The sequence below is a fragment of the Streptomyces sp. NPDC029956 genome (assembly GCF_055574655.1).
Map to the genome: position 1 here is coordinate 1 of NZ_JBVHZJ010000064.1, position 23,625 is coordinate 23,625.

Consider the following 23,625-nt stretch of genomic DNA (forward strand, 5'->3'; position numbering starts at 1 on the left):
CGGCCCTCCTCGTCCACCGCCGCGGCGAACGGCGCGATCTTCGCCTCCGCGAGCGCACGCACCGACTCCCGGAGCATGTCGTGCTCCTCGGAGGGCCGGTACAGGTCGAAGTCCTTGCCCATGATGTGGAACTCCCCTAGACGCTTTTGGCACTGAGTACCCTCAGCAAAACACACTCAGTGCCATGATGCCAGAGCGCCCCGACGCTGATCTGCGTCGGGGCGCTCAAGGAACCGGTTGGCCGGTTTTTTTAACCAGGAGTATCTGCGAGGTTTCCTTCTCCCCTTTGGAGTCGACGCACGTCGTACTCGGCGGCCAGTCGTCGTGCGCGTTCCTCGGTCATCTCGATCGTGGTCAGCAGGGCGGGGGTGCAGATCGTCGGCAGTACATGCCGGAGCAGTACCGTGATGCGATGGGTGAGATCGTTGCGATCGCACAGGATCTGGGACATCGTCTGGATGCCCGCGAAGGCGCCCGAGAACAGCTCGGCCGTATCCGTCACGTTCACGTGGACGAGAAGCTCCCCGCGGGCCTTCGCCACCGTCAGGACCTCCGAGACCTGGTCGATCCAGGCCCGGAACGGAGCCGCCCGGTCGACCCCCGTGGCGCCGCTGTCCAGGGCCAGCGCGACGCTCGCCCGCACCAGCGCGTCACGCTGCAGCCGGTGGGCGAGGAGGAAGCCCTGGTCCACCAGCTCCTGGAGCTTCACGGGCTGCGGCGTGAGGGGCTCGTCGAGCATCTGGGCGTCGAGCACGCCGAGGGCCAGATCTTCCTTGGAGGCAAAGTGGAAGTACAGAGCCCCCTTGGTCACCCCGGCGCGCACCAAGATCTCCCCGATGGTCGTGCGCTCGTAGCCACGCTCCGCGAAGACGGCCGCGGCCGACTCCAGGATCGCCCGCCGGGTTCGGATCGCACGCGCTTGCTGTGCCAAGGCGCCTCCTGCTGTATCGCTGACTGTGCTCGACGTGTGACGTGAAGCATTGAAAAGAAAACCGCGCTGTACGTACTCTATGGCGGGCGGGCCTGCCGCCCAGGGGTACGCGGGGACGCGAGGGGGAACCATGGATCAGAACTGCCGCGGTGCGACGACGCGCGTCCCCGGGGAGTTCGTCCATCGAGCGGACCCCGCCGACATCTTCCCCACCGGCTGGACGCAGCGGGGGGAGAATCGATTCTCCGTCTCTGCTCACTGGCCCGCCGTACATCCCTTCTTCACTCCGGTGACAGGGGACCGTCACGACCCCGTTCTGGTGGCCGAGACGATACGCCAGGCCACCATGCTCGTGGCTCACGCGGAACTGGGGGTACCCGTGGACGACCAGTTCGTCATGTGGGACCTCCATTTCTCCGCGGACCCCGCGGCGCTCGCCGTCAACGGCCTCCCGTCGGACGTCACCGTCGACATCCACTTCCCCGACCTCGGCACCCGCCGCGGCCGCGCCAGGAACCTGCCCACCCTCGTGCGGCTCACCCGGGGCGGACGCTCGCTCGCCACCGGCGGCGGCCTCGCGGGATACACCTCGGCCGCCGCGTACCGCCGCCTCCGGGGCGACCGGATGGCCGCGCTCGGCAGGCCCGTCCCCCTGATTCAGGGAGTCGCTCCGCACCTGGTCGGCCGCCGTCGGCCGCAGGACGTCGTCCTCGGCCCGGGTACCCGGCCGGGCCAGTGGCGGCTGAGAGTCGACACCAGCCACTCCATACTCTTCCGGCGCCAGAACGACCACGCGCCCGGGATGATGCTCCTCGAAGCCGCCCGACAGGCCGCGACGATCGCGGCCGGCGGCGGTGCGTTCATGCCCACCGCCGTGAACGTCTCCTTCGAGCGCTACGCCGAGCTCGACAGCCCCTGCTGGATAGAGGCCGAGGTCGTGCCCACCACCGACCGCACGACGACCGCGGTCCGGGTCACGGGCCGGCAGGACGGCCTGCCGGTCTTCGTGTGCACGCTCGCCTCCCCGTCCCCGGAACTCGCGGTGGCCGGCGTCGGCCTCGACGGCCGGCTCGCGGGCTGAACCGGCACGGAACGATGGGCCCTCGCATTCTGATCACCGGCGCGACCGGATTCATCGGCGGCCGGGTGGCGGCGAAGGCGGCCTCGGCCGAGGAGCCCGCACACGTCCGCCTGCTCGCCCGTCGGCCGGCGGCCGTCCCGGCGGAGCTCGCAGGACCGCGGACGGAGACCGTCCCCGGCGACCTCGGGGACTCCGGCTCGCTCCGCCGTGCCTGCGAGGGGATCGACGTCCTGATCCACTGCGCCTCGGCGATCGGCGGCGACGAGGAACCGGCCCGCGCGGTCAACGACGAGGGCACCCGTGCCCTGGTCGACGCGGCCGTGGCAGCCGGGGCGACCCGGATCGTCTCCCTGAGCACCGCGTCCGTCCACGGCCGCGGTCCCTTCCGGGCCGCCGCCCCCGGCACCCTGCCGCTCGCCCCGCTGTCGGCGACCAGCCGCACCCGGGCGGCGGGCGACCGGCACGTGAGGGACGCCGGCGGGACCGTCCTGCGGCCCCATCTCGTCTACGGCACCGGCGACCGGCGGGTGATCCCCGGCCTGGTCCGGCTCCTCACCGCCCTGCCGGGCCCCCTCGACGGCGGCACCTCGCTGCACTCCCTGATCGACGTGGACAGCCTGGCGGGCGCCCTGCTCGGTGCGGCGCTCTCGCCGGCGACCGAGCCGGGGCCGTACTACGTCCAGCACCCCGATCCCGTCCCCGTCGGGGAGCTGCTCGCGGCCGGCGAGGACCTGCTCGCCGGGCGGACCGGGAAGGCCCGAGGAGCGGCGGTGGACGTCGCCACCGCCCGCGCGCGGTTCGCCGGGGTCCCCTTCGCGCTGCACCACCTGGACATGCTCGCCACCGACCACTGGTTCGCGGACGACCGCCCCTGGCGGGAGCTGGGCTGCGATCCGGGGCCGGGCTTCACCGCGGGGTTCGCGGACCACGTTCGGTGGTACCGCGGTCTCCTCGACCACTCCTGAACAGAAGGCAGGCACCACCGACATGTCCGCGTTGGCCGGCAGGACCGCGATCGTCACAGGGGCGAGCCGCGGCATCGGAAGAGGTATCGCCGAGCGGCTGGCCGGGGACGGGGCCCTGGTCGCCGCCCACTACGGCAGCAACGAGAAGGCCGCCCGCGAGACGGTGGAGATCATCGAGGAGCGGGGCGGCCGGGCCTTCGCGTTCCGCGCGGACCTCGAAGCGCCCGACGCCGTCGACACGTTCTACACCGCCCTGGACGCGGGTCTGGCGGAGCGCGGTGCGGATCCCGGGTTCGACATCCTCGTCAACAACGCCGCCGCCAGCGGCTCGGGCCGCATCCAGCAGCTCACCCCCGAGGTGTTCGACCGGCTGTTCACGATCAACGTGAAGGCCCCGCTCTTCCTCGTCCAGCAGGGCCTCGGCCGGCTGCGGGACGGCGGCCGGATCGTCAACATCTCCTCCGCGGTGACGCGGCACGCGTTTCCCGACTCGGTCACCTACGCGATGACCAAGGGGGCCGTCGACACCATGACCCTCGCCCTCGCCAAGGAGCTGGGCCCCCGGGGGATCACGGTCAACGCCGTGGCCCCCGGCTACATCGCGACGGACATGAACGCGCGGCGCAGGGCGACCCCGGAGGCGAGCGCGGCCCTCGCGGCACTCTCGGTCTTCAACCGGATCGGGACGCCGGCCGACATCGCGGACGTGGTCGGCTTCCTCGTCTCGGACGACGCGCGCTGGATCACCGGCCAGTACGTGGACGCCACGGGAGGGACCGCGCTCTGACTCAGCCCACCGGTGCGGGTGCCGGTCCAGGTGCGGGGCCGGTGACGGCCGAACTGCCCGCCGGTTCCAGACCGGCGAGTGTCCCGGGGGCGGCGAGCATCGGCAGGAGCGTCCGCCACAGGCCGGTGACGGAGTCGGGCGACAGCCACTCGCCGTTGTCCCGGCACAGGGCCTCCAGACCGACGGTGGCGGCCACCACGGTGCGGGCGAGGTCCTGTCGGCCGCCGTGTCCGGTGGCGAGCAGGCCCTCGTCCGCCGCCTCCGTGAGCCGTTGCTGGACGCAGCTCTGCCACTCCAGCCGCAGGTTCAGGTCCGTACGACGGCTCCGGGAGCAGCTGAGCCGGAACCCGGCGCGGACGACGACGTCCTCGCGGAGCAGCCGGGCCAGGGCGTGCGTGGTGTCGGCGAGGTTCTGCAGGGCGTTGGCCCCCTGCCGGGACACGGTCCGGGCCGTTCTGCGCAGGGCGGTGGACGCCTCGTGCTCGACGGCGGCGGCCACGGCGGGCTTGCTCTCGAAGTGGAAGTGGAGCGCGCCGGGGCTCACCCCCGCGCCCGTGCTGATCGCCGACAACCTGGCCGAGGTGTAGCCGTGCCGGTCGAACTCCCCTGCCGCCGACGTGATCAGCGCCTCGCGGGTCCGTGCGGCCCGCGCTTGTTTGGTCACCCGTGGCTCCCGTAGCACCGTGCGTCGCGGTGAGGGCATGGGCGTGCGCCCCGGCGCGCCGTACCGCTCGACAAGTCCAAACCGACTGCTTGGTATCGTACGGGCTTTTCCTGCACTGCTGAGCGTTTCCGCGTGGATCGGGCGACCGGCGTCGTCGTCCGTTCCGGAGCGCGGACGCGGTGGCCGGGCTCGGCGGCAGAGGGCGTGCTCTGCCGTGACGCCGTGGCCGCGGGCCCCCGGACTCAGGGGCGCGGGTGTGTCGTCACCACGACCACGCCCGCGAGCAGCACCACGTTCTTGACGACGAACTCGCCGACCAGCGTGAGCAGCAGCGGGTTGGAGTGGGCGAAGGCCACCGACGGTGTGAGGACGAGCACCGCGAAGGTGCCGCAGAGGTGGGCGGTGAGCACCGGGAGAGCCAGCGCGCGGGCGCGCCCCGACATCAGCCAGAGGCCGAGCGCCACCTCGGCCCAGCCCAGTGCGGGTACGAACCAGCCGCCCGCAGGGAACGGCAGGACGCCGACGACGAGGGCGGCCGCCGGGCTGAGCCCGATGACCTTGAGGATCCCGAACCACACGAACACGCCGCCCAGGCCGGCCCTGAGCATGCCCAGGCCGTACCGGTGGAGCCGTGGCGCGAGCCGGTCGAAACGGCCGAGGAGAGTCGGGGAGGTGGACGGCGGCGGGGTGGAGGTCCCCGGAGCGGGAGTTGTGGCGGCAGGGATCACCTGCGAGGAAACGGTCATGCGCGGGCATCTCCATCACGAGTCGACGCGGGGCCGGGCGGGGCCGTGCGGGCGGATCGAGGCCGGGTGGGGCGGAGCCGGGGCGGCGGACCGTTCGGATCACGCCGAATCCCGGCAGGAGGGTCGGACGCCGTGGGCCACGCTAACCACGTCCCGAGCACCCCCGCGACGCCCATCGGTTCCTTGCATGGCCGCTATGGAAGAAGTCGATAGGGCGTTGCCGCACGCGATCAAATCTCGCCAGCCTGAGCTCTGTTCGAGTTTGTGTTTGATCCCTCGACTCGAACCGCGTCCATCCGCTCCCGGCAGCATGCGAAGGAATCCACGGATGTCCCACCGACCCGCCTCCACCACGACCCCCGAGGCCCGCACCGCCCTCACCCGGCGCCGGGTGCTCACCACGTCGGCCGCCGCGGCCGGGGTGCTCGCCCTGCCCGGCAGCGCCGCGTGGGCCGTGCCCACCAGCTTCGAGGCGGAGACGCGCACCGGCCGCCGCCGGCCCGGCGCCGTGACCGACCCCAGCGTCGTCATCCGCTGGAACCAGGCCGCGATGGACGCGATCCTCGGCCGCTACCAGGCCGCCGGCAACCGCTTCGGACCCGCCACCGTGAACGCCCGTGCCCTCGCGATCATCCACAACGCCATCTACGACGCCTGGGCCTGTTACGACCGCTGTGCCGTCGGCACCCGCTTCGGCGGCGCCCTGCGGCGGCCCCGCTCGGAGCACACCCTCGACAACAAGAACGAGGCCATCAGCTACGCGGCCCACCTCGCCCTGCTCGACCTGTACCCCGAGTACAAGGTCGCCATCGACAACATGCTCCGCAGCCTCGGACACGACCCCGAGCTGACCAGCCCCCGCCGCAACAGCCCCGCCTGGATAGGCCGCCGCACCGCACAGGCCGTCCTGGACTACCGCCACACCGACGGTGCCAACCAGCTCGGCACCCCGGCGTACTCCGACACCACCGGCTACCAGCCGCGCAACACCCCGCAGATCGCCGGGGCCTTCGACCCGGCCACGGTCACCGACCCGGCCCGCTGGACGCCGCTGATCGTCGGCGGCAAGACGCAGCGCTACCTCACCCCGCAGTTCGCGGTGATGAAGCCCTTCGCGCTGTCCCGCCCCGACCAGTTCACCGTCGCCGCCCCGCCCGCGTACCCCTCGGTCCGGATGACCGCCGCGATCGAGGAACTCATCGACATCAGCGCCAACCTGACGGACGAACAGAAGGCCATCGCCGAGTTCTGGCTCAACGACGACGTCACCCCGCCCGGCGCCCAGCAGATGTGGGGGCGGTACGTCTCCGCACGCGACGGATACGGTGTCGACGAGGACGCCCAGATCTTCTTCGGCCTCAACATGGCCGAGTGCGACGCGGCCATCGGCTCCTGGGCCGTCAAGGCCGACTACGACTTCGCGCGCCCCTCGACCCTCATCCCGTTCGACCGCCGCGGGCAGCAGATCCGCTCCTGGGGCGGCCCCGGCCGGGGCACCGTCACCATGGACGGCCTCGACTGGCAGGCGTACGTGGCCGTTCCGCCCTTCCCGGCCACGGTCTCCGGACACAGCACCTTCTCCGGCGCCGCCGCCGAGTTCCTGCGCCGCTTCACCGGCTCCGACTCCTTCGGCGACTCGTACCGCTTCAAGGCGGGCGCCTCCACCGTCGAGCCCGGCCTCACCCCGCGCACCGACGTCGTCCTGCACTGGCCCACCTTCAGCGACGCCGCCCGGCAGGCCGGCATCTCCCGGGTCTACGGCGGCATGCACTGGAGCTTCGACAACGAGCCCGGCATCGAGATGGGCCACCGCATCGGCAAGGTCGTCCACCGGCAGGCCATGCGCTACTTCGGCGGCACCCACCGCTGACCCGGGCAGGCCCGTCCCGCGGTGGAATCCGCACCCGCGGGACGCGCCGGCCGCCGGCCCGTCCTCCCCGCGCGGCCTGCCCCCCTCGCGCCCCTGCCCCCGCGCGCCCTGTCCTCGCGCGCGCCGCCCCGTCGCCGCCCGCCCCGTCGCCGCCCGCCCCGCCAAGGAGAGAACACCGTGAGCAACCAGACCCAGACCCCCACGGGTGCGGCGACCCCGCCCACCCGCAGCCGCTGGGCGGGCGGCGCCCCGCCCTTCCCCGGCAGCCGGCCCGCCGTCCTCGGCACCCTCGCCACCGTCGTGTCCCTGGTGATCCTGGTCGCCCTCGGCGAGGCCACCGACCAGCTCCTGATGATCGCCCCGCTGGCCGCCACCGCCATGATCATCTGCAGCACCCCCGTGCTGCCCCCCGCCCAGCCCCGCGGCGTCATGCTCGGGCAGGTCGGCTCCGGGGTCCTCGGCCTCGCCGCCGTCGCCCTGTTCGGCCACTCCCTCTGGGTGGCCGCCGTCGCCGCCGGCCTCAGCGTCGGCCTCATGCTGCTGCTGCGGGCCGTCCACGCGCCCGCCGCCGCCACCGCCGTACTCGCCGTCCTCCAGGACCCCGCGCCGCTGCGCTTCCTCGTCCTGCTTGCCGTCGGCAGCGCCCTGCTCGTCCTGGTGGGCCTGATCGCCTCCCGCCTCGGCGTGATCGGCAAGTACCCGACGTACTGGTGGTGACCGGCGTCCACCGGTGGTGAAACCCCCGCACCCCGCCCGCACTTCCGCGTACCCACCCTCAACGGAGCTCCCGTGAACCGAGACAGACTGCTCGTCAGCTGTGAGCAGATCATGGAACAGCTGCGCGACCCCGCGCCCGGGGACGAGAACACGGTCCTCGTCGAGATCACCGACGGCGGCAGCCCGCTGGGCCGGATCCCCGGCTCGGTCCGACTGGACTGGACGGGCGACCTCCAGGACCCGGTACGCCGGGACGTCATCGGCCCCGAGGCCTTCGCCGACCTCCTCGGCCGGCACGGCATCTCCGCCGACCACACCGTCGTCCTCCTCAGCGGCAACAACAACTGGTGGGCCGCCGCCGGATACTGGCAGTTCACCCTGTACGGCCACCGGGAGCTGCGGATCCTCGACGGCGGCCGGCTCCGCTGGGAGGCGCTCGGCGCCGAACTCACCCAGGACGTGCCGTCGCGCGAGCCGGTCACGTACCCCGTGCCGGCCACCGACGAGACGATCCGCGCCCGCCGCGAGGACATGCTCGACCACATCGGACGCCACCAGCTCCTCGACGTCCGCTCCCTGGAGGAGTACCTCGGGCAGAGCAACACCCCACCCGGCGTACCCGAGGACCTCGGGGTGCGCTGCGGCCACGCCCTCTCCGCCGAGCACATCCCCTGGCACACCGCCGTCCGTCCCGACGGCACCTTCCGCGACGACGGGGAGCTGGCCGCCGCCTACGCCGGGGTCCGCACCGACACCCCGACCGTCGTCTACTGCCGGGTCGGCTGGCGCTCCGCGCACAGCTGGTTCGTGCTGAGCGAGCTCCTCGGCCTTCCCGACATCCGCAACTACGACGGCGCCTGGCGCGAGTTCGGCTCGCTCATCGGCGCCCCCATCGTCAACGGGCCCGAGCCGTGGGGCCCCGACGGCATCCCGTCCATCGTCGCCCAGCGCGACGCCGGCTCGGAGGTCCGCGCCCATGCCTGACGTGACCGTCTTCCGCAACGTGCTCCGCAACGGCTTCGACCAGACCGACCTGCCCTGGGTGCCGTGGACCGAACCCGGCCGCGTCGGCGTCGAGTTCGTCGTCCTCTGGGGCCCCGACCCGGACGAGGACGAGGACTCCGCCTCGCTGCTGCTGCGCTTCCCGCCCGGCGCACACGGCGACTTCCACGAGCACCTCGGCCACGAGCTGATGCTGGTCCTCGACGGCACCCTCGACCACAGCGACGGGCGCCGCTTCCACCGCGGGGACCTCGTCGTCGAGGAGCCGGGCACCCGGCACCAGATGTCCAGCGCCGAGGGCTGCACCGTCCTCGCCGTCCGCGCCCGCCCCGCGGCCGCCCGCACACCCGGGGCCGGAGAGATCACCACGGGCGTCGGCGCCGGGCTCCCCGGAGCCTGAGCCACCCCCGGGTACGCCCCGGGCACGCACGCACGAACGCCCGGGCCCCGCACGGCTCCGAGGCCACCGGTCCGCCCCCACGAGGGCCCGGCGGCCTCGGACCCCGTGCGATACGGCCCCGCGCGTCTCGCACGCCTCGCTCGACGTCGTACGCGCCCACACCGCAGGCGCCCCCGACGCCCGACCCGTACGGGCCCGACGCCCGACCGGCACGCCCGACGTCCGACCCGTACGCGGGGCGGGGGCGCGGCGCCCGAACCGTACGCGCCGTGCTGCACGACAGGGGTTCGCCGCGTACGCGGCTGAGGCCCGCACACCGCCACACCCGCACCGCGCACGTACGCCACCCCTGCCCGCATCCGTGCGGACACACCGCCCGCTCCGTACGACGACCCGCTCGCGTCGGCACGGGCCCGGCCCACGCTCCGCACGGGCGGCCCGCCGGCCACGGCGAGCCGAGAGACGCCCTGCTCCGGCGCACCGAGCCGTCCACGCAGTCCGCGCGGCCCACGTGATCCGGGCCCGCCCACGCGGTCCGCGCCGTCCGCGTCCCGCCCGCACCACCTCCGTACGCCCGCCCCGTCCGCACCCTTCCGGAGAGAGACGCCATGACCCCGTCCGCACGGCCCCAGCCCCTGCGCAGCAGTCCCGAGCCCTCCCGCCGGGTCCTGCTCACCACCGGTTCCTCCGACGCCCACACCTGGAACCTCGTCCACCTCCAGCTCTTCCTGGAGGAGCACGGGCACTCCGTGCTCAACCTGGGCCCCTGCGTCCCCGAGCAACTGCTCGTCGACACCGCCCGGATGACCAGCCCCGACCTCGTGGTGCTCTCCTCCGTCAACGGCCACGGCCACCAGGACGGGCTCCGCGCCGCCCGCGCCCTGCGCGCCGACCGCAAGACCCGCACCCTCCCCATGGTCATCGGCGGGCTCCTCGGCATCTCCCCGGAAGGCGCCGCCACCCGCACCGCCGAACTCCTCGACGCCGGATACGACGAGGTGTACGCGGACGGAACCCCGCCCACCGCCCTGCTGCGCCGGCTGGCCGACCTCGGCGGCGCGTGTACCGGGCGGGCCGCGGCTTGACGACCTCCGCCCCGCCCCCGTACGCCCCCGGCGATCTCGGCGCCTTCGTCCAGGAGTCGGCCGCGGCCGGTGAACTGGTCGTCCAGCCCCGGATGGGGATGGTCGCGCCCGAGGTGATGGCCGGCGGAGTCGCCGCCGTCGCCGCCCTGCCCGAAAGGACGGTCTCCACCCTCACCATCGACAGCTACACCCGCGTCGGCGACCACGCCGCCGCCACCGCCGCCCTGCGGGCAGGCCGGCCCCTCAACGGGTTCCCACTGGTCAGCCACGGCCCCAAGACCACCGCACGGGTCGCCGCCGCGGCCGGACGCGCCACCCCCGTCCAGGTCCGGCACGGCTCCGCCGACCCGCTGGCCATCTTCCGCACCATGGCCGCCGCGGGGCTCGCCGCCTCCGAGGGCGGACCCGTCTCCTACTGCCTGCCCTACGGCCGTACCCCGCTCGCCGAGTCCGTCGCAGCCTGGCGCGACTCCGTGCAGTTCCTCACCGAGGAGAGCCGCGCGCACGGCCGCCGGGCCCACCTCGAATCCTTCGGAGGCTGCCTCCTCGGGCAGCTCTGCCCGCCGTCGCTGCTCGTCGCCGTCTCGCTCCTGGAGTGCCTGTTCTTCGCGGCCAACGGCGCCACCAGCGTCTCCCTCAGCTACGCCCAGCAGACCCATCCCGGCCAGGACACCGGTGCGCTCACCGCCCTGCGGCTGCTCGCCGACGAGTTCCTGCCGCCGTCCGTCGACCGCCACATCGTGCTCTACACGTACATGGGCGTCTATCCCAGGACCGTGCCCGGCGCCCGGCTGCTGCTGCGCCGCAGCGCCGAACTGGCCGTACGGGGCGGGGCCCAGCGCCTGATCGTGAAGACCGAGACCGAGGCGCACCGCATCCCGACCGTCGAGGAGAACCTGACCGCCCTGCGGATCGCCGCCGACGCCGCCCGCTCCGCGCCCCGGCGCGGCACGCACCCGGGCGCCAGGTCCGCCGCCGAGGCCGACGCCGAGGAGACGCTCGTCGAGGCGCGCGCCCTGGTCACCGCCGTCCTCGGGCTCTCCGACGACCTCGGCGTCGCCCTCCTCAAGGCCTTCGACCGTGGCCTGCTCGACGTGCCGTTCTGCCTGCACCCCGACAACCGGGGCGCCGTCCGGTCCACCGTCGCACCGGACGGGCGCCTGCAGTGGACGGATCTGGGCGCGCTGCCGCTGCTCACCACCAGCAGGAGGACCATTCCGATGACCTCACGCCAGCTCTCCGGCATGCTCGGCCGGGTCGCCCGTGAGCACGACCAGGCCGCGGCCGCCAACCCGCCGCCGGAACCGGTGCCGCGGGACACTCCGGCGCCCTCCGAAGAGCCGCTGCGGATCGCGTTCGTCGGCATGGGCCCGCGCGGTCTCTCCGTCCTGGAGCGGCTCGCGGCCCGCTGTGCCGAGGCGCCGCCCGCCCGGCCGATCGAGGTCTTCGCCGTGGATCCGTACGAGGCGGGGGCCGGGCGGATCTGGCGGACGGACCAGTCGCCGTGGTTCCTGATGAACACCCCGGCCCAGGAGGTCACCATGTTCTCCGGGCCGGCCGACGCCGGACCGCACCGGCCCGGCGCGGGACCGTCCCTCGGCGCATGGTGGGCCGAGGACGATCCCGCGGGAGCCGAGCCGGAGGGATACGCGCCCCGCGCCGTCTACGGCCGCTACCTCACCCATGTCATGCGGCGGATCGAGGAGACCCTGCCGCCCTCCCTCACCGTCCACCGCGTCCCCGCCCGGGTCATCTGCGCGGACCGGGGCCGCGGGGACGGCGGCGCGGACGGCACCACCCACCGGCTGAGACTCGACCGCGGTGACGTCCTCACCGTCGACCGGGTGGTCCTCGCCACCGGCCATCCCGTGAACGAGCTCGACGCGGACCAGCGCGCCTGGAACCGGTTCGCCCGTGAGCACAGCACACCCGCCCGCCCCGTCCGCTACATCGCCGGCGGCTCGGCGAGCGAGATGCCGCTCGCCGAGATCCCGGCGGGTGCGAGCGTCGGCATCCTCGGCATGGGGCTCACCTTCTACGACATCCTCACCGAGCTGACCCTGGGGCGTGGCGGCACCTTCACCGAGGGCTGCGACGGGCTGCTGTACCTGCCCAGCGGCAAGGAGCCCCGGATCCTCGCGGGTTCGCGCGGGGGAGTACCGCTGCTCACCCGGGGTGCCAACCAGAAAGGGCCCGAACACCGCTACCAGGCCAGGCTGTTCACCGCCGAACGGATGGCCGCGCTCAGGGCGGAGCACGCGCCGCTCGACTTCGAGGAGTCGGTCCTGCCGTGGCTGCTCGCCGAGGTCAACCTCGTCCTCCTCGCCGCCCGGATCCGCCAGGTCCACGGCCCCGAGGCCGCCCAGGAGTTCACCGAGCGCGGTGCGCAGGCCCTCGCCGACCGGCCCGACCCGCGGCCCGACCCGAGAATCCTGGAACGCCTCGCCGCCGGATACCGCGTCGACGCCCGGCCGATCGCCGGACTCGACGCGCTCGCCCGGCCGTTCGGAAGCCGGCGCTTCGGCTCCCCGGCCGAGTACCACAAGGTGCTGACCGAGTGGCTGCGCGCCGACCTCTTCGAGGCGCGCCAGGGCAATGCCGACGGGCCACTGAAGGCCGCCGCCGACGTCCTCCGGGACGTCCGGCAGACGATCCGTACCGTCGTCGACTTCGGCGGACTCACCCCCGCGTCGCACCGCTGGTTCCTCGCCGAGTTCGGACCGGTCGCGGCGATGGTCTCGACCGGGCCGCCGCCCCTGCGCTCGGAACAGTTCCTCGCGCTGCTCGCGGCCGGGGTCCTGGAACCGGTGGGCCCCGGCGCCCGGTTCGGGGCGGATCCCGTCGAGGGGCGGTTCGCGGTGGAGTCGGCGCAGGTGGAGAACTCCTGGGTGCCGCTGGACGTGGTCGTGGACGCCAGGGTTCCGGGCACCGATCTGACCGCCGACCGGGACCCCCTGATCCGGGGACTGATGGTGGACGGGGAGATCCGTACCTTCACCAACGCGGCCGAAGGCGAAGGGGAGTTCGCCACCGGAGGCCTGGACTGCACCGACTCCCCGTTCCACCCGGTGCGGGCCGACGGCTCGGTCGACACCAGCACCCATGTCCTGGGCATCCCGAGCGAGTTCACCCGCTGGTTCACCCAGGTGGGCAGCGGCCGGCCGGGCCTGTGGGGCTCGTTCACCCGGGACGCGGACGCGATCGCGGAGGCACTGTTGAGCGTCGCGACGCACGCGGGAGGCGGGCCGGCGGGCCGCCGGGCGACCGGCCGCGCGCTGCTCGGAGACGCGGGGTGAACGGCGCCGGAACGCCCGCCCATGAGGAGTACCGGGCCGCGCGGGATCTGCTGCTGAGGCTGCGCGGCGACCGGGAGACGGCCTGCGCCGCCTTCCGGTGGCCGCGCGCCGAGCACTTCAACTGGGCCCTCGACTGGTTCGACGTCATCGCCGAGGACAACCACCGGCCGGCCCTCGAACTCCTCGGCCACCCAGGTCCCGACGGTGCCGTCCCCGTCGTCGACCGGGTGTCGTTCGCCGAACTCTCCGCCCGCTCCGACGCGTTGGCCACGGCACTGCGCGAGCACGGCGTCGTACGGGGCGACCGCGTCCTGATCCTGACCGGCACCCGCGTCGAGCTGTGGGAGACCCTGCTCGGCTGCATCAAGCTCGGCGCGGTCGTCGTCCCCGGCTACCAGGACCTGACCGCCGCCGAGGCGGCCGACCGGATCGACCGGGGCGGCATCCGGCATGTGGTGAGCGCACCCGAACTCGTCTCACTGCTCGCCGAGTTGCCCGCGCCGGTATCGGTCCCGGGGGTCCGGATGGCCGTCGGCGGCGCGGGCCGGGCCGGCTGGGTCCCGTACCCCGACACCCGTCGACCCGGGCGGTCCCGCTTCGTCCCGGACGGGCCGACCCGCGCCGCCGACCCGTCCTTCTGCTACTTCACCTCAGGGACGACCTCGCTGCCCAAACTCGTCGAGCACAGCCACGCGGGATACGGCGTCGGGCACCTCTCCAGCCTGTACTGGAGCGGTCTGCGCCCCGGTGACCGGCACCTCAACCTCTCCGCGCCCGGCTGGGCCAAGCACTCCTGGTCGAGCTTCTTCGTGCCCTGGGCGGCGGAGGCGACCGTACTCGCGCCCCCGGACGGCGGCCTTCCGCCGGCTGTGCTGCCGGGCGTCCTCGCCGCACAGCGGGTCACCAGCTTCTGCGCGCCGCCCAGCGCGTGGCGGTCCCTGCTCCCGTACGTGAGCGGGGGCGCGGCCGCCCCCCGGCTGCGCGAGGCGACGGCGGCCGGAGAACCCCTGACCGCCGAGACGGTGCAACGGATCGAGGCGGCGTGGGGCGTACGGGTCCGCGACGGCTACGGCCAGACGGAGGCGACCGCACTCATCGGCCGCGCCCCCGGCGGCACGGAACCCCTCGCCCCGCTCGGACACCCGCTCCCCGGCTACCGGATCGTGCTGCGCGACCCCGAGACGGGGGAGCGGGGCGAGTCGGGCGAGGTCTGCGTCGATCTGGCGGAGCGTCCGCCCGGCCTGATGCGCGGGTACGCGGGCCTGCCCGAGCGCACGGCGGAGGCGTTCGCCGACGGTGTGTACCGCACGGGCGACCGGGGCGAGCGGTGCGCGGACGGCTCGATCCGGCTGCTGGGACGGATGGACGAGGTCTTCAAGTCCCACGGCCACCGGGTCTCCCCGATGGAGATCGAGGCGGTGCTCCGCACCCACCCGGAGGTGGCCGACGCGGCGGTGGTGCCGTGCGAGGACCCGGAGGGCGGTCTCGCTCCGTACGCGGTCGTGGAACTCCGCCCACAGCGGCGGGAGTCGATCACCGACGTACAGGGGCGCATCGGCGCGGAGCTGCTCGCGCTGGCCGCCGAGCGGCTCGCTCCGGTCTTCGTGCCGCGCGGGGTCGAGGTGATCGCACACCTCCCGCGCACCCGCTCGGGCAAGGTGCGACGGAGCGAACTGCGCCCGGGGGCGCCCGTCACGCGCTGACCGCGAACGGTCCCGAAGCCGCGGGCCCACATCTGTCCGAGTGGTGGGCCCGCGTCTGTTCCAGCGGTGGGCAGGCACCCGTCCGGGCGGCGGGCCGGCATCCCTCCCGAGCCGCAGTCCGGCCCCCGTCCGGGCGGCGGGCCGGGCGGCACTCCGCCCTCCGCCCGGGCCGCGGTTCGAACCCGCGGCCCGGGCGGGCGCGCGGACGGCTCCTGCACCCGCGGGGACGGCTCCTACACCCGCGCGGACTCCCTCTCCGCCGTCCGCAGCAGGATCTCCGCGACGCTCCTGGCTCGTACCGCCGCCTCCGGCGTGCCCTCGCGGAGGGCCGTCACGATCGCTCCGTCGCCGAGCAGGGCCAGTTGGCGGGCCAGTGCCTCGTGGTCGCGGTAGCCGCCCTCGGTGAGCAGGCGGTCCAGGACCGCGATGACCTTCTCCTTGTGCTCGGCCGCCACATGGTGGGCCGGGCTGTCCGGATCGGCCGTCTCGACCATCGTGTTGATGAAGGCGCAGCCGCGGAAGGACGCCGCGGCGAAGCGTTCGGCGAGGCCGTCGAAGAGTGCCAGCGGCAGCTCATCGGGGGAGCGCTCGCTCACCGCGATCCGGCCGTCGAGCCAGGCGCGCCACATGTCGTCCCGGCGCCGCAGGACCTCGACGACGACATCGTCCTTGCTGGGGAAATGGCGGTAGAAGGAGGCGCGGCCCACTCCGGACTCGGACAGGATCCGCTCGATGCCGACGGCCCGGATCCCCTCTTCGTAGAACAGACGCTCCGCCGCGCTGAGGAGCCGTTCTTTCGCGTTCGTGGCCATACCAGACGGTACCACTCGGTGCCGTATAGGTGATCCCGCAAGTAAAAGGGGAGCGACCGCCTCCCGTTGCGCCAGACGGAACCGATCGGTACCGTCCTGATGGTACCGATCAGTTCCGTCTTGGTCCGGCTCAAGGAGAGCTCCATGCCCCGCCTGCCCCAACTGACCGTAGAGACCGCCGACGAGGAGCAGCGCGAGCTGCTCGAAGGCACCCTCAAGCAGCTCGGCAAGCTGCCCAACCTGTACGCCGCCCTGGCCAACGGCCCCGCCGCCCTCCGCGGTTACCTCGCCATGCGCGAGGCCCTCGTCGGCGGCAGCTTCAGCGCCCGGCAGCGCGAGCAGCTCGCCCTCTTCATCGCGCAGCACAACGACTGCACCTACTGCGTCTCCGCGCACACCCTGCGCGGCGGCAAGGTCGGCCTCAGCGAACAGGAGCTGCTCGACACCCGTCACGGCACCGACGCCGGCGACCCCCACATGGACCAGGTCCTCCGCTTCGCCGCCGCCGTCATGGCCACCGGCGGCCGCGTCAGCGACGCGGCCCTCACCGACGCCCGCGCCGCCGGCGTGACCGACGCCGAGATCGCGGAGATCGTCGGCCACGTCGCGCTCAACGTGCTGTCGAACTTCTTCAATCACGTTGCGCAGCCGGACTTGGACTTTCCGTTGGTCCCGGCCCAGCTCGCCGAGTAGAGTCTTCGCGGCCGAGCAGGGGTGCCGGGCGCGAAGGAGCGTCCGGCACCCCTGCGGCTGTTTCAACCGACTGGGGCGATCGAAGCGGGTGGGCGACCAACCACCTGATGTGAGGAACTGCCGCTCGCGCGGCAGGGGGGAATTTCACGTGGACATCGACGCAAGAACCCTTCGCACCTTCCGCGAGGTGACCTTGACGGGGTCGTTCACCCAGGCGGCGCGACGCCTCGGGTACTCGCAGTCCAGCGTCACGGCACAGATGCGTGCGCTGGAGAGGCAGGTGGGCGAGCCCGTCTTCGAACGGCTCCCCAACGGCGTCCGGCTCACCCACGCCGGGACCGTCCTGTGCGACTACGCCCGCCAGATCCTCACCCTCGTCGGTGAGATGGAGACCGCCCTGCGCCGGCCCGCTGCCCATCCGCCACGGCTGACCGTGGGCATCGTCCCGGCCCTCGCGTACGGACAACAGCTCGCCCGCGTCACCCACATCGGGCGACGGCTCCTCTCCAACGTCCAGCTCGCCCTGCGCGTCATGGGAACCGCCGAGGTCCACGACGCCTTCCGGGCCGGCGCGATCGACGGCGCCCTCGTCCTCACCGTCGTCGACGCCGAGGACCCGGCCGTCCGGCTCGCCGACCAGCTGCACACCGAACGCCCCGACGAACTGACCGAAGTACGGCTCCAGGAAGTCGAGTTCATCCCCGTAACCAGCGTCGGCCACCGACGCGGCAACCTCGGCCGGCAGGTCGTCATCGCCGACCCCGACTGTCCCTCCCAGCGCTGGCTCCCCGAGTTCCTCCGGCTGCGCTGCGACACCCCGCCCGAGATACACGAACTCGGCTCCATGGCGGGTGTCCGCGCGGCCACCCAGTCCGGCCTCGGCTGCGCCATGCTCCCCATGGCCCTCGCCGCCTCCCACCAGGAGGCCGGGGGACTGCGCCCGCTCCCCGGCGTGCCGCGGATGCGCTGGAACGCCTCCCTGGTCCTCGGCCGTTCCGACACCCGGCCCGCCGTCGACTGGCAGAACCTGACGGAGACCCTCCGCCAGGCGACCGCCCTCTCCTGCGCGGTCCACCCAGGCGAGCCCGGCCCCGCGAGCCCGGTCGACGTGCTCGGCGACCCGGCCCCGGCCCTCGACCCGGACCCGAGCATCGCCTCGTAACACCCACCTCACAGACCGGTGCCACGGCGCACCGCCACCTCCCCCCGGCCCCACCCCCGACCGGGTCCAAACGGGAGCGACGGCGCGCCGTGGCACCTCCCTCGTCCCGGCGCCTCGTGGCGGCGCCTCCCTGGCCCCGGCGCCTCAGTGCCCGGGCAGTCCCAGCGGGACCCTGCCCGTGGCCCGCCCGTGCTCGTCGAGGAGCCAGCTCATGCGCTTGGGGGAGTGCAGGGCCACCGTCCGGTCCCGTACCTCCAGGGCCGGGAACCGCTCCGCGAGCAGCGCCTCGAAGGGGTCCACTGCGCCCAGCCCGTGCAGCCAGACGAGGACGAGCAGGTTGTACGGGCCGCTCACCGACACGCACATCCGCACCTGCTCCAGCCGGGCGAGCGCGTTTCCCGTCTGCTCCAGGAGCGCGTGCGGCACCGACGTCCGGTAGACCACCATCGTGGAGAGCCCCGCCATCGGGTGCGCCAGGTCGCAGCGCAGGGTGATGTCCCCGTCGCGGATCATCCGCTGGAGCCGGCGCCGCGCCGTGTGTTCGCTCATGCCGGTGAGCGCGGCCAGCTCCCCGTACCCGAGCCGTCCGTCGGCGCCGAGTGCGGTGAGCAGCGCCTGGTCCTGCGGGGACGGCCGCTCGTGGAGATGGGTGCTGTAGGTACGCGGCCGGACGGTCGGCGCCCCGCCCAGGCCGGCGCGTTCGGCGGGGTTCATCGCCCGCATCCGCCAGTCGCGCCCTTCCCCGTACAGCGTGATGCCCAGCCGGGTCCGGGTCGAGCGGACCCCGCGCAGCCCGCCGATGCCCCGGTGCACCGCGCGTCCCAGGGACGGCAGGTCCGGCGCGGCGACGGAGAGGAACAGGTCGAAGTCCCCGGCCGTCTCGTCGACGCTGAACACCCAGGGCAGCGCCGTCACCGCCGCGCTCACCCGGTCGAAGGCGCGCGGCCGGCACCGCACCTCCACATAGGCGACCGTGGCCGTCTTCGCCGCGTCGTACGCGGTGACCCAGGCGAGCCCCTCGGCGCGGAGCCGTTCGAAGCGGCGGGCGGCCGTCGTCGCGTTCACGCCGAGCGCCTGTCCGATCCGGGTCCACGGGGCCCGAGGGGCCGCCTGCAGCGCGTCGATCAGCGCCAGATCCAGCTCGGAGAAGCCCGCGACGGCACCCTCCCCGCCGGAATCCGGCGCAGGGAGGGTTCCTCTGATGCTTTCCGGCATTCCGGAAGGGCTCTCGCTCACGGACCGGATCGTAGGGGCACTTCCGGCCGACCACCAGATTCGGCCACCGGCGACAGGAGTGCCGTGCCTGCTCCGACCCTTCCCGCGTCCCCCGCGGCGCGGTCCGCGCACCGCAGAACCGTGCGCGTCACGGTCGTCCTGCTCTTCGCGGCCTGGCTGGTCGACTACGCCGACCGGCTCGTGATCAACCTCGTCCTGCCCTCCCTCGGCGCCGAGTTCGACCTCGACCGCACCCAGCAGGGCCTCGTCGTCTCCACCTTCTTCCTCGCCTACGCCCTGTGCCAGATCCCCGGCGGCCTGCTCGCCGACCGGTTCGGCGGCCGACGGGTCACCCTCTGGGCGCTGCTGACCTGGTCGGTCTTCACCGCCCTCACCGGTTTCGCCTGGTCCTTCGCCGTCCTGCTCGCCCTGCGCTTCGCCTTCGGCGCGGCCGAGGGGATCTTCCCGCCCGCCGCCATGAAGGTCCTGGTCGAGCGCACCCGGCCCGAGGAACGGATGAGCGCCAACGGCACGGTCATGAGCTCCAACGCCCTCGCCGCCGTCATCACCCCGCTGGCCGTGGCCCCGCTCGTCGCCGTCTTCGGCTGGCGCTCGGCCTTCTGGTCGACCGCAGCCCTCGGCGTCCTCGCCCTCGTCGCCGTACGCCTCTGGCTCCCGGCCCCGCTGCCCCGCCCGGAAAGCACGCCCCGTACGGAGAGCGCCGAGGGCGCCGGGGGAGAGACCGCCCGTTCCGCCCTCCGCGCGGTCCTGCGCAAGGGCGTCCTGTGGCGCTTCGCCCTCATGATGTTCGGCTACAACACCATCGTCTGGGGCCTCAACACCTGGGTCCCGTCGTACCTCAGCGAGGAGCTCGGCGTCTCCCTCACCTCCGCCGGAGCCCTCATCGCCGTCCCCGCGCTCGGCGCCGCGCTCGCCACCGTCCTCGGCGGACGGCTCGTCGACCGGCTCGGCGGCCACCACCGCAGGATCATCGTCCCCGGTATGACCGTCGCGGCCGTCGCCCTGCTCCTCATGGCGAACGCGCCGTCCGTCCTCGGCTTCGTCGTCTTCGGCACCGTCGCCGTCTTCGCCGCCTCCCTCGCCTACATGCCGATCTTCGCCGTCCCCCTCGCCGGTCTCTCCCCGGCGTACGTGGGCGTGGGCAGCGCCGTCGTCATCTTCGGCGGTCAGGTCGCCGGCATGGTCGCCCCGCCCGTCATGGGCGCCCTCGCCGACGCCTTCTCCTTCCAGGTCGCCTTCGGCTTCCTCGTCCTCGGCGCGCTGATCGCCGCCGTCATGGCCTGCCTCACCCCCCAGGACGCGGCCGCCTTCCGCGCCGCCGCCGACGAACCGTCGCCGTACCCCTCCCTCCGCACCGCAAAGGACTCCGCATGACCGTCGAGACCGCCGCCGCGCCCGTCGCCCCGCTCCTCTCCGGGCTCGAGGCGCGACTGCCCGAGCTGCTCGCCCTCTACGAGGACCTGCACGCCCATCCGGAGCTCTCGTTCCAGGAGTTCCGCACCGCCGGGGTGGTCGCCGAGCGGCTGCGGGCCCAGGGCTGGGAGGTCACCGAGGGCGTCGGCCGCACCGGAGTCGTCGGCGTCCTCGCCAACGGTCCCGGCCCCGTAGTCCTGCTCCGCGCCGACATGGACGCCCTCCCCGTCAAGGAGGAGACCGGACTCCCGTACGCCTCCACCGCCACCGGCACCGACCCCGACGGCGACGTGGTGCCCGTCATGCACGCCTGCGGGCACGACATGCACGTCACCTGTCTGCTCGGCGCCACCGCCCAGCTCGCCGCCCACCGGAAGGCCTGGCACGGCACCGTCGTCGCCGTCTTCCAGCCCGCCGAGGAGGTCGGGGGCGCGCCCGCGATGCTCGAGGACGGTTTCCTCGACCGCTTCCCGCGTGCCGAGGTCTGCCTCGGCCAGCATGTGGCCCCCGCCCCGGTGGGCTTCGTCGGTACCCGGCCGGGACCGGTGATGGCGGCCTCCGACAGTTTCCGGGTGACGCTCTTCGGCCGGGGCGGCCACGGCTCCTCCCCGGAGACGGCCGTCGACCCCGTGGTCCTCGCGGCGGCGGTCGTGATGCGGCTGCAGACGGTGGTCTCCCGGGAGATCGGCCCCGCCCAGACCGGTGTCGTCACCGTCGGCTCGCTGCACGCCGGGACGAAGGAGAACATCATCCCGGACACCGCCGAACTGCGGATCAACGTCCGCTCGACGACTCCTGCCGTACGGGACCGGATCCTCGCCGCCGTCACGCGCATCGTGCGGGCCGAGGCCGTCGCCTCGGGCGCCCCCAGGGAGCCCGAGTTCACCCCGCTCAACTCCTTCCCGGTCACCGTCAACGACGCGGCGGCGACCGCCGTCGTACAGGACTCCCTCACCGAAGTCCTCGGCACGAAAAGGGTCTTCACGCTCACTCAGATCATCACCGGCAGCGAGGACTTCGGCACCTTCGGGACCGCGCTCGGCGTCCCCTCCGTCTTCTGGCACTTCGGCGGCGCCGACCCCGCCCTCTACGCGGGCATCGACCCCGGCTCGCTCCTGGAGGACGGCCTCCCCGACACCGTCCCCGCCAACCACTCGCCGCACTTCGCCCCCGTTCCCGGGCCGACGATCCCGCTCGGCGTGACCGCCCTGCTCGCGGCCGCCGCTCCGTGGCTGACGGGGTCGGGCACCCCCGGCGCCTGACGCCGGCCGCCGGGAGTGCGACGACAGGACCTACATCCCGGGGCCGTTGTAGGCGCCGCGGTGCGGCTTGGAGGTCGCGGACACCGGGTTGCCCCAGTAGTCGCGGCCCCCGCTGCCGCTGATCACGGAGCCGTTGTCCAGTGCCGGCGACGTGGCGCGCAGCCTGTACCCGTCGGCGGAGCCGAGCGAGTCGCCGCCCGTGCCGGGGTTCACGAAGTGCGGGTCGCCCACGATGCCGTTGGCGGTCGGCCTCGGCACGCCCTGGAAGACGTTCCAGAGCCAGGAGATCCCCGCGGCCGTCGGGAGCCGGGAGTCGGTGGTGCCCACCCAGATGTTGTTCTCGACGACGCTCTCGTCGGGGAGGGTGATGCTGAACTTCCTGTCGGTGCAGTAGAGGACGTTGTTGTACATGCGCAGCGCGGACCGGCCCGCGCTGACGCTGCTCATCCGGCAGTCGTTCTCGGAGATGTTGTAGCGGACGACCTGCTGGGCGCCGCCGATGGTGCCGCACCCGTCGCAGTCGAGGAAGAAACCGCCGATGTTGTCGCGGCTGAAGTTGTACTGGATCAGACAGGTACCGGTGTTGCCCCAGTCGCAGTCGAAGGCCTGGCTGTCGGCCACGGACATCCGGGTGATGCCGTACACGGCGTTCTTCTGGATGGTCGGGTTGTGGTCGCCGAGCACCCAGATGCCGGCGAAGTTGCCGCCGGAGAAGGGGTAGACGCCGTTGCCGACGCCGGAGGCGTTGTTGTACTGGATCATGGGCGCGTCGGCGTAGCTCGCGATGATGCCGTCGCCGCCGACGTCTCTGACGACGTTGTGTTCGATCAGGACGCCGGAGCCCTTGACCGCCATGGCGCCGACCCGGATCTTGAGGCCGCCCCCGCCGGTGTTGCTGATCTCGTTGTGGTGGACGTGGACGTCGTGGAGCGTCGAGTTCGTGCCGCTCGCCCCCGTGACGATCCCGGCGGACTGGACGAAGTCCTCGGTGGTCGGGCTGTTCTTGCTCGTCTGGCCGGCGACCCGGTCGACGACCAGGTACCCGATGTCGAAGCCGCGGTGCGCCCGTCCGTCGGTCGCGGAGATCCGCAGTCCGGTACGGCGGGCGAGGGTGGCGGCGGGGTTGGTTATCTTGAGGTTGCTGATGCGCCAGTGGTCCTGATTGGTCAGGGAGACGGCGTTCGGGGCGCCGCCGCCGTCGATCACGGGCAGGGCGCCGGTGCCGTGACTCGTCAGCGTGATGGGGGCGCCGGCGGTGCCGCTGCCCTGGGGGGCGAGGGACCCGGTGCAGGTGGTGCCGGACGCGAAGGCGAGGGTGTCCCCGGCCGCGTACGTCCTCCCGTTGGCCTGGGCGATGCTGTTGAACGGCGCGGCCTGGCTGCCGTCGCCGGCGGCCGGACGCGAGCAGTCCACGTAGGTGGTGCTCCCGGCGGCCGAGGCGGGCGGGGCGGGGAGGGCGACGCTGCCGGCGAGGGCGAGCGCGACGGCGACGAGCCCGCCGACCGCCGCACGCCGCCCCGGGAATGCCTCCATGGTCATGACGCGACACCTTTCTCGAGGTCTGGTGCCGCCAGAAGCTAGGTGGGGCCGATGAGCGAGTCAATGCAGAAGTGTCGAATGATCGAATATCGATCAGGCTGCGGTTGATTGGTCGACTCAGGGGTCGGGGCGGTCGTCCCGGGCCGGGCGAGGAGGCGGGGTCCGAGGGGCGGCTCCGTGACCGGCCCGATGGCTGCAGCGGGCGCACGATGACGCGTTCTCGCGAGAGTGCTCGGTCCCTGCTGTGCGAGCAGGTGCTCG

At 73.4% G+C, this 23,625-nt stretch carries 21 protein-coding genes; 14 read left to right on the forward strand and 7 right to left on the reverse strand.

All coding sequences use genetic code 11. The features are described 5' to 3' along the window. A partial coding sequence (locus ACZ4XX_RS34180; protein WP_468511775.1) for an acyl-CoA dehydrogenase family protein occupies positions 1-122 on the reverse strand: 122 nt, incomplete at its 3' end. Positions 123-250: 128 nt separating this feature from the next. Continuing rightward, the gene (locus ACZ4XX_RS34185) at positions 251-931 is read right to left on the reverse strand and encodes a ScbR family autoregulator-binding transcription factor (RefSeq protein WP_468511738.1); all 681 of its coding nucleotides are present in this window, start codon (positions 929-931) and stop codon (positions 251-253) included. Positions 932-1,061: 130 nt separating this feature from the next. On the opposite strand from ACZ4XX_RS34185, the gene ACZ4XX_RS34190 reads away from it, so the two are divergent. The 3 genes from ACZ4XX_RS34190 to ACZ4XX_RS34200 are packed head-to-tail and all read left to right on the forward strand — an operon-like array spanning position 1,062 to position 3,764. Then, positions 1,062-2,012, forward strand: coding sequence for a ScbA/BarX family gamma-butyrolactone biosynthesis protein (locus tag ACZ4XX_RS34190; protein WP_468511739.1), 951 nt, complete (start codon positions 1,062-1,064; stop codon positions 2,010-2,012). 14 nt (positions 2,013-2,026) lie between these two features. After that, entirely contained in the window at positions 2,027-2,977 is a 951-nt protein-coding gene (locus ACZ4XX_RS34195) for an NAD-dependent epimerase/dehydratase family protein (RefSeq protein ID WP_468511740.1), read from the forward strand. Positions 2,978-2,999: 22 nt separating this feature from the next. Then, positions 3,000-3,764, forward strand: a complete 765-nt coding sequence (locus ACZ4XX_RS34200) for an SDR family oxidoreductase (protein WP_468511741.1) — start codon at positions 3,000-3,002, stop codon at positions 3,762-3,764. Position 3,765: 1 nt separating this feature from the next. On the opposite strand, the gene ACZ4XX_RS34205 is transcribed toward ACZ4XX_RS34200, so the two are convergent. After that, on the reverse strand, positions 3,766-4,428 hold the full coding sequence (locus ACZ4XX_RS34205) for a ScbR family autoregulator-binding transcription factor (RefSeq protein ID WP_468511742.1): 663 nt from the start codon (positions 4,426-4,428) through the stop codon (positions 3,766-3,768). A gap of 242 nt (positions 4,429-4,670) precedes the next feature. Next, a complete protein-coding gene (locus tag ACZ4XX_RS34210; RefSeq protein WP_468511743.1) occupies positions 4,671-5,174 on the reverse strand; it encodes a hypothetical protein in 504 nt (167 codons plus the stop codon). Positions 5,175-5,502: 328 nt separating this feature from the next. Here ACZ4XX_RS34210 and ACZ4XX_RS34215 point away from each other — a divergent pair, with 328 nt between their 5' ends. The 7 genes from ACZ4XX_RS34215 (at position 5,503) to ACZ4XX_RS34245 (ending at position 15,247) form a co-directional block, all read left to right on the forward strand. Further along, positions 5,503-7,044, forward strand: coding sequence for a vanadium-dependent haloperoxidase (locus ACZ4XX_RS34215; RefSeq protein ID WP_468511744.1), 1,542 nt, complete (start codon positions 5,503-5,505; stop codon positions 7,042-7,044). A gap of 177 nt (positions 7,045-7,221) precedes the next feature. Further along, the gene (locus tag ACZ4XX_RS34220; protein ID WP_468511745.1) at positions 7,222-7,761 is read left to right on the forward strand and encodes an HPP family protein; all 540 of its coding nucleotides are present in this window, start codon (positions 7,222-7,224) and stop codon (positions 7,759-7,761) included. Positions 7,762-7,833: 72 nt separating this feature from the next. Continuing rightward, a complete protein-coding gene (locus ACZ4XX_RS34225) occupies positions 7,834-8,745 on the forward strand; it encodes a sulfurtransferase (RefSeq protein WP_468511746.1) in 912 nt (303 codons plus the stop codon). Further along, complete coding sequence (locus ACZ4XX_RS34230) at positions 8,738-9,163, forward strand: cupin domain-containing protein (protein ID WP_468511747.1); 426 nt, start codon at positions 8,738-8,740, stop codon at positions 9,161-9,163. The genes ACZ4XX_RS34225 and ACZ4XX_RS34230 overlap by 8 nt, the downstream gene beginning before the upstream one ends. A gap of 608 nt (positions 9,164-9,771) precedes the next feature. Next, entirely contained in the window at positions 9,772-10,248 is a 477-nt protein-coding gene (locus ACZ4XX_RS34235; protein WP_030326396.1) for a cobalamin B12-binding domain-containing protein, read from the forward strand. Next, entirely contained in the window at positions 10,245-13,544 is a 3,300-nt protein-coding gene (locus ACZ4XX_RS34240) for an FAD/NAD(P)-binding protein (protein ID WP_468511748.1), read from the forward strand. The genes ACZ4XX_RS34235 and ACZ4XX_RS34240 overlap by 4 nt, the downstream gene beginning before the upstream one ends. Further along, positions 13,541-15,247, forward strand: a complete 1,707-nt coding sequence (locus ACZ4XX_RS34245; RefSeq protein ID WP_468511749.1) for an acyl-CoA synthetase — start codon at positions 13,541-13,543, stop codon at positions 15,245-15,247. The genes ACZ4XX_RS34240 and ACZ4XX_RS34245 overlap by 4 nt, the downstream gene beginning before the upstream one ends. A 233-nt stretch (positions 15,248-15,480) precedes the next feature. Here the strand turns inward: ACZ4XX_RS34245 and ACZ4XX_RS34250 are convergent, their stop codons facing one another. Then, complete coding sequence (locus ACZ4XX_RS34250) at positions 15,481-16,059, reverse strand: TetR/AcrR family transcriptional regulator (RefSeq protein ID WP_468511750.1); 579 nt, start codon at positions 16,057-16,059, stop codon at positions 15,481-15,483. A 144-nt stretch (positions 16,060-16,203) separates the two neighbouring features. Between ACZ4XX_RS34250 and ACZ4XX_RS34255 the strand changes: the two genes are divergently transcribed. Next, positions 16,204-16,752 carry a carboxymuconolactone decarboxylase family protein gene (locus ACZ4XX_RS34255; protein ID WP_468511751.1) on the forward strand — a complete coding sequence of 183 codons (549 nt, stop codon included), beginning with the start codon at positions 16,204-16,206 and terminating at the stop codon, positions 16,750-16,752. 148 nt (positions 16,753-16,900) lie between these two features. After that, positions 16,901-17,914: a LysR family transcriptional regulator gene (locus ACZ4XX_RS34260; RefSeq protein ID WP_468511752.1), complete on the forward strand. Its 1,014-nt coding sequence runs from the start codon at positions 16,901-16,903 to the stop codon at positions 17,912-17,914. A gap of 144 nt (positions 17,915-18,058) precedes the next feature. Here the strand turns inward: ACZ4XX_RS34260 and ACZ4XX_RS34265 are convergent, their stop codons facing one another. Further along, positions 18,059-19,150, reverse strand: a complete 1,092-nt coding sequence (locus ACZ4XX_RS34265) for an Lrp/AsnC family transcriptional regulator (RefSeq protein ID WP_468511753.1) — start codon at positions 19,148-19,150, stop codon at positions 18,059-18,061. A 63-nt stretch (positions 19,151-19,213) separates the two neighbouring features. Here ACZ4XX_RS34265 and ACZ4XX_RS34270 point away from each other — a divergent pair, with 63 nt between their 5' ends. Both ACZ4XX_RS34270 and ACZ4XX_RS34275 read left to right on the forward strand, forming a co-directional pair. Next, the gene (locus tag ACZ4XX_RS34270) at positions 19,214-20,524 is read left to right on the forward strand and encodes an MFS transporter (protein ID WP_468511754.1); all 1,311 of its coding nucleotides are present in this window, start codon (positions 19,214-19,216) and stop codon (positions 20,522-20,524) included. After that, positions 20,521-21,825, forward strand: a complete 1,305-nt coding sequence (locus ACZ4XX_RS34275; protein WP_468511755.1) for an amidohydrolase — start codon at positions 20,521-20,523, stop codon at positions 21,823-21,825. Before ACZ4XX_RS34270 ends, ACZ4XX_RS34275 begins: the two co-directional genes overlap by 4 nt. A 30-nt stretch (positions 21,826-21,855) precedes the next feature. On the opposite strand, the gene ACZ4XX_RS34280 is transcribed toward ACZ4XX_RS34275, so the two are convergent. Continuing rightward, on the reverse strand, positions 21,856-23,364 hold the full coding sequence (locus ACZ4XX_RS34280) for a right-handed parallel beta-helix repeat-containing protein (protein WP_468511756.1): 1,509 nt from the start codon (positions 23,362-23,364) through the stop codon (positions 21,856-21,858). Between the last annotated feature and the right edge of the window lie 261 nt (positions 23,365-23,625).

What these genes read in the sequence shown, in the direction of transcription:
- ACZ4XX_RS34190 (WP_468511739.1), top strand. Translation starts at nt 1,062, where the DNA reads ATGGATCAGAACTGCCGCGGTGCGACGACGCGCGTCCCCGGGGAGTTC.
- ACZ4XX_RS34195 (WP_468511740.1), top strand. Translation starts at nt 2,027, where the DNA reads ATGGGCCCTCGCATTCTGATCACCGGCGCGACCGGATTCATCGGCGGC.
- ACZ4XX_RS34200 (WP_468511741.1), top strand. Translation starts at nt 3,000, where the DNA reads ATGTCCGCGTTGGCCGGCAGGACCGCGATCGTCACAGGGGCGAGCCGC.
- ACZ4XX_RS34210 (WP_468511743.1), bottom strand. Translation starts at nt 5,174, where the DNA reads ATGACCGTTTCCTCGCAGGTGATCCCTGCCGCCACAACTCCCGCTCCG.
- ACZ4XX_RS34215 (WP_468511744.1), top strand. Translation starts at nt 5,503, where the DNA reads ATGTCCCACCGACCCGCCTCCACCACGACCCCCGAGGCCCGCACCGCC.
- ACZ4XX_RS34230 (WP_468511747.1), top strand. Translation starts at nt 8,738, where the DNA reads ATGCCTGACGTGACCGTCTTCCGCAACGTGCTCCGCAACGGCTTCGAC.
- ACZ4XX_RS34235 (WP_030326396.1), top strand. Translation starts at nt 9,772, where the DNA reads ATGACCCCGTCCGCACGGCCCCAGCCCCTGCGCAGCAGTCCCGAGCCC.
- ACZ4XX_RS34250 (WP_468511750.1), bottom strand. Translation starts at nt 16,059, where the DNA reads ATGGCCACGAACGCGAAAGAACGGCTCCTCAGCGCGGCGGAGCGTCTG.
- ACZ4XX_RS34255 (WP_468511751.1), top strand. Translation starts at nt 16,204, where the DNA reads ATGCCCCGCCTGCCCCAACTGACCGTAGAGACCGCCGACGAGGAGCAG.
- ACZ4XX_RS34275 (WP_468511755.1), top strand. Translation starts at nt 20,521, where the DNA reads ATGACCGTCGAGACCGCCGCCGCGCCCGTCGCCCCGCTCCTCTCCGGG.
- ACZ4XX_RS34280 (WP_468511756.1), bottom strand. Translation starts at nt 23,364, where the DNA reads ATGACCATGGAGGCATTCCCGGGGCGGCGTGCGGCGGTCGGCGGGCTC.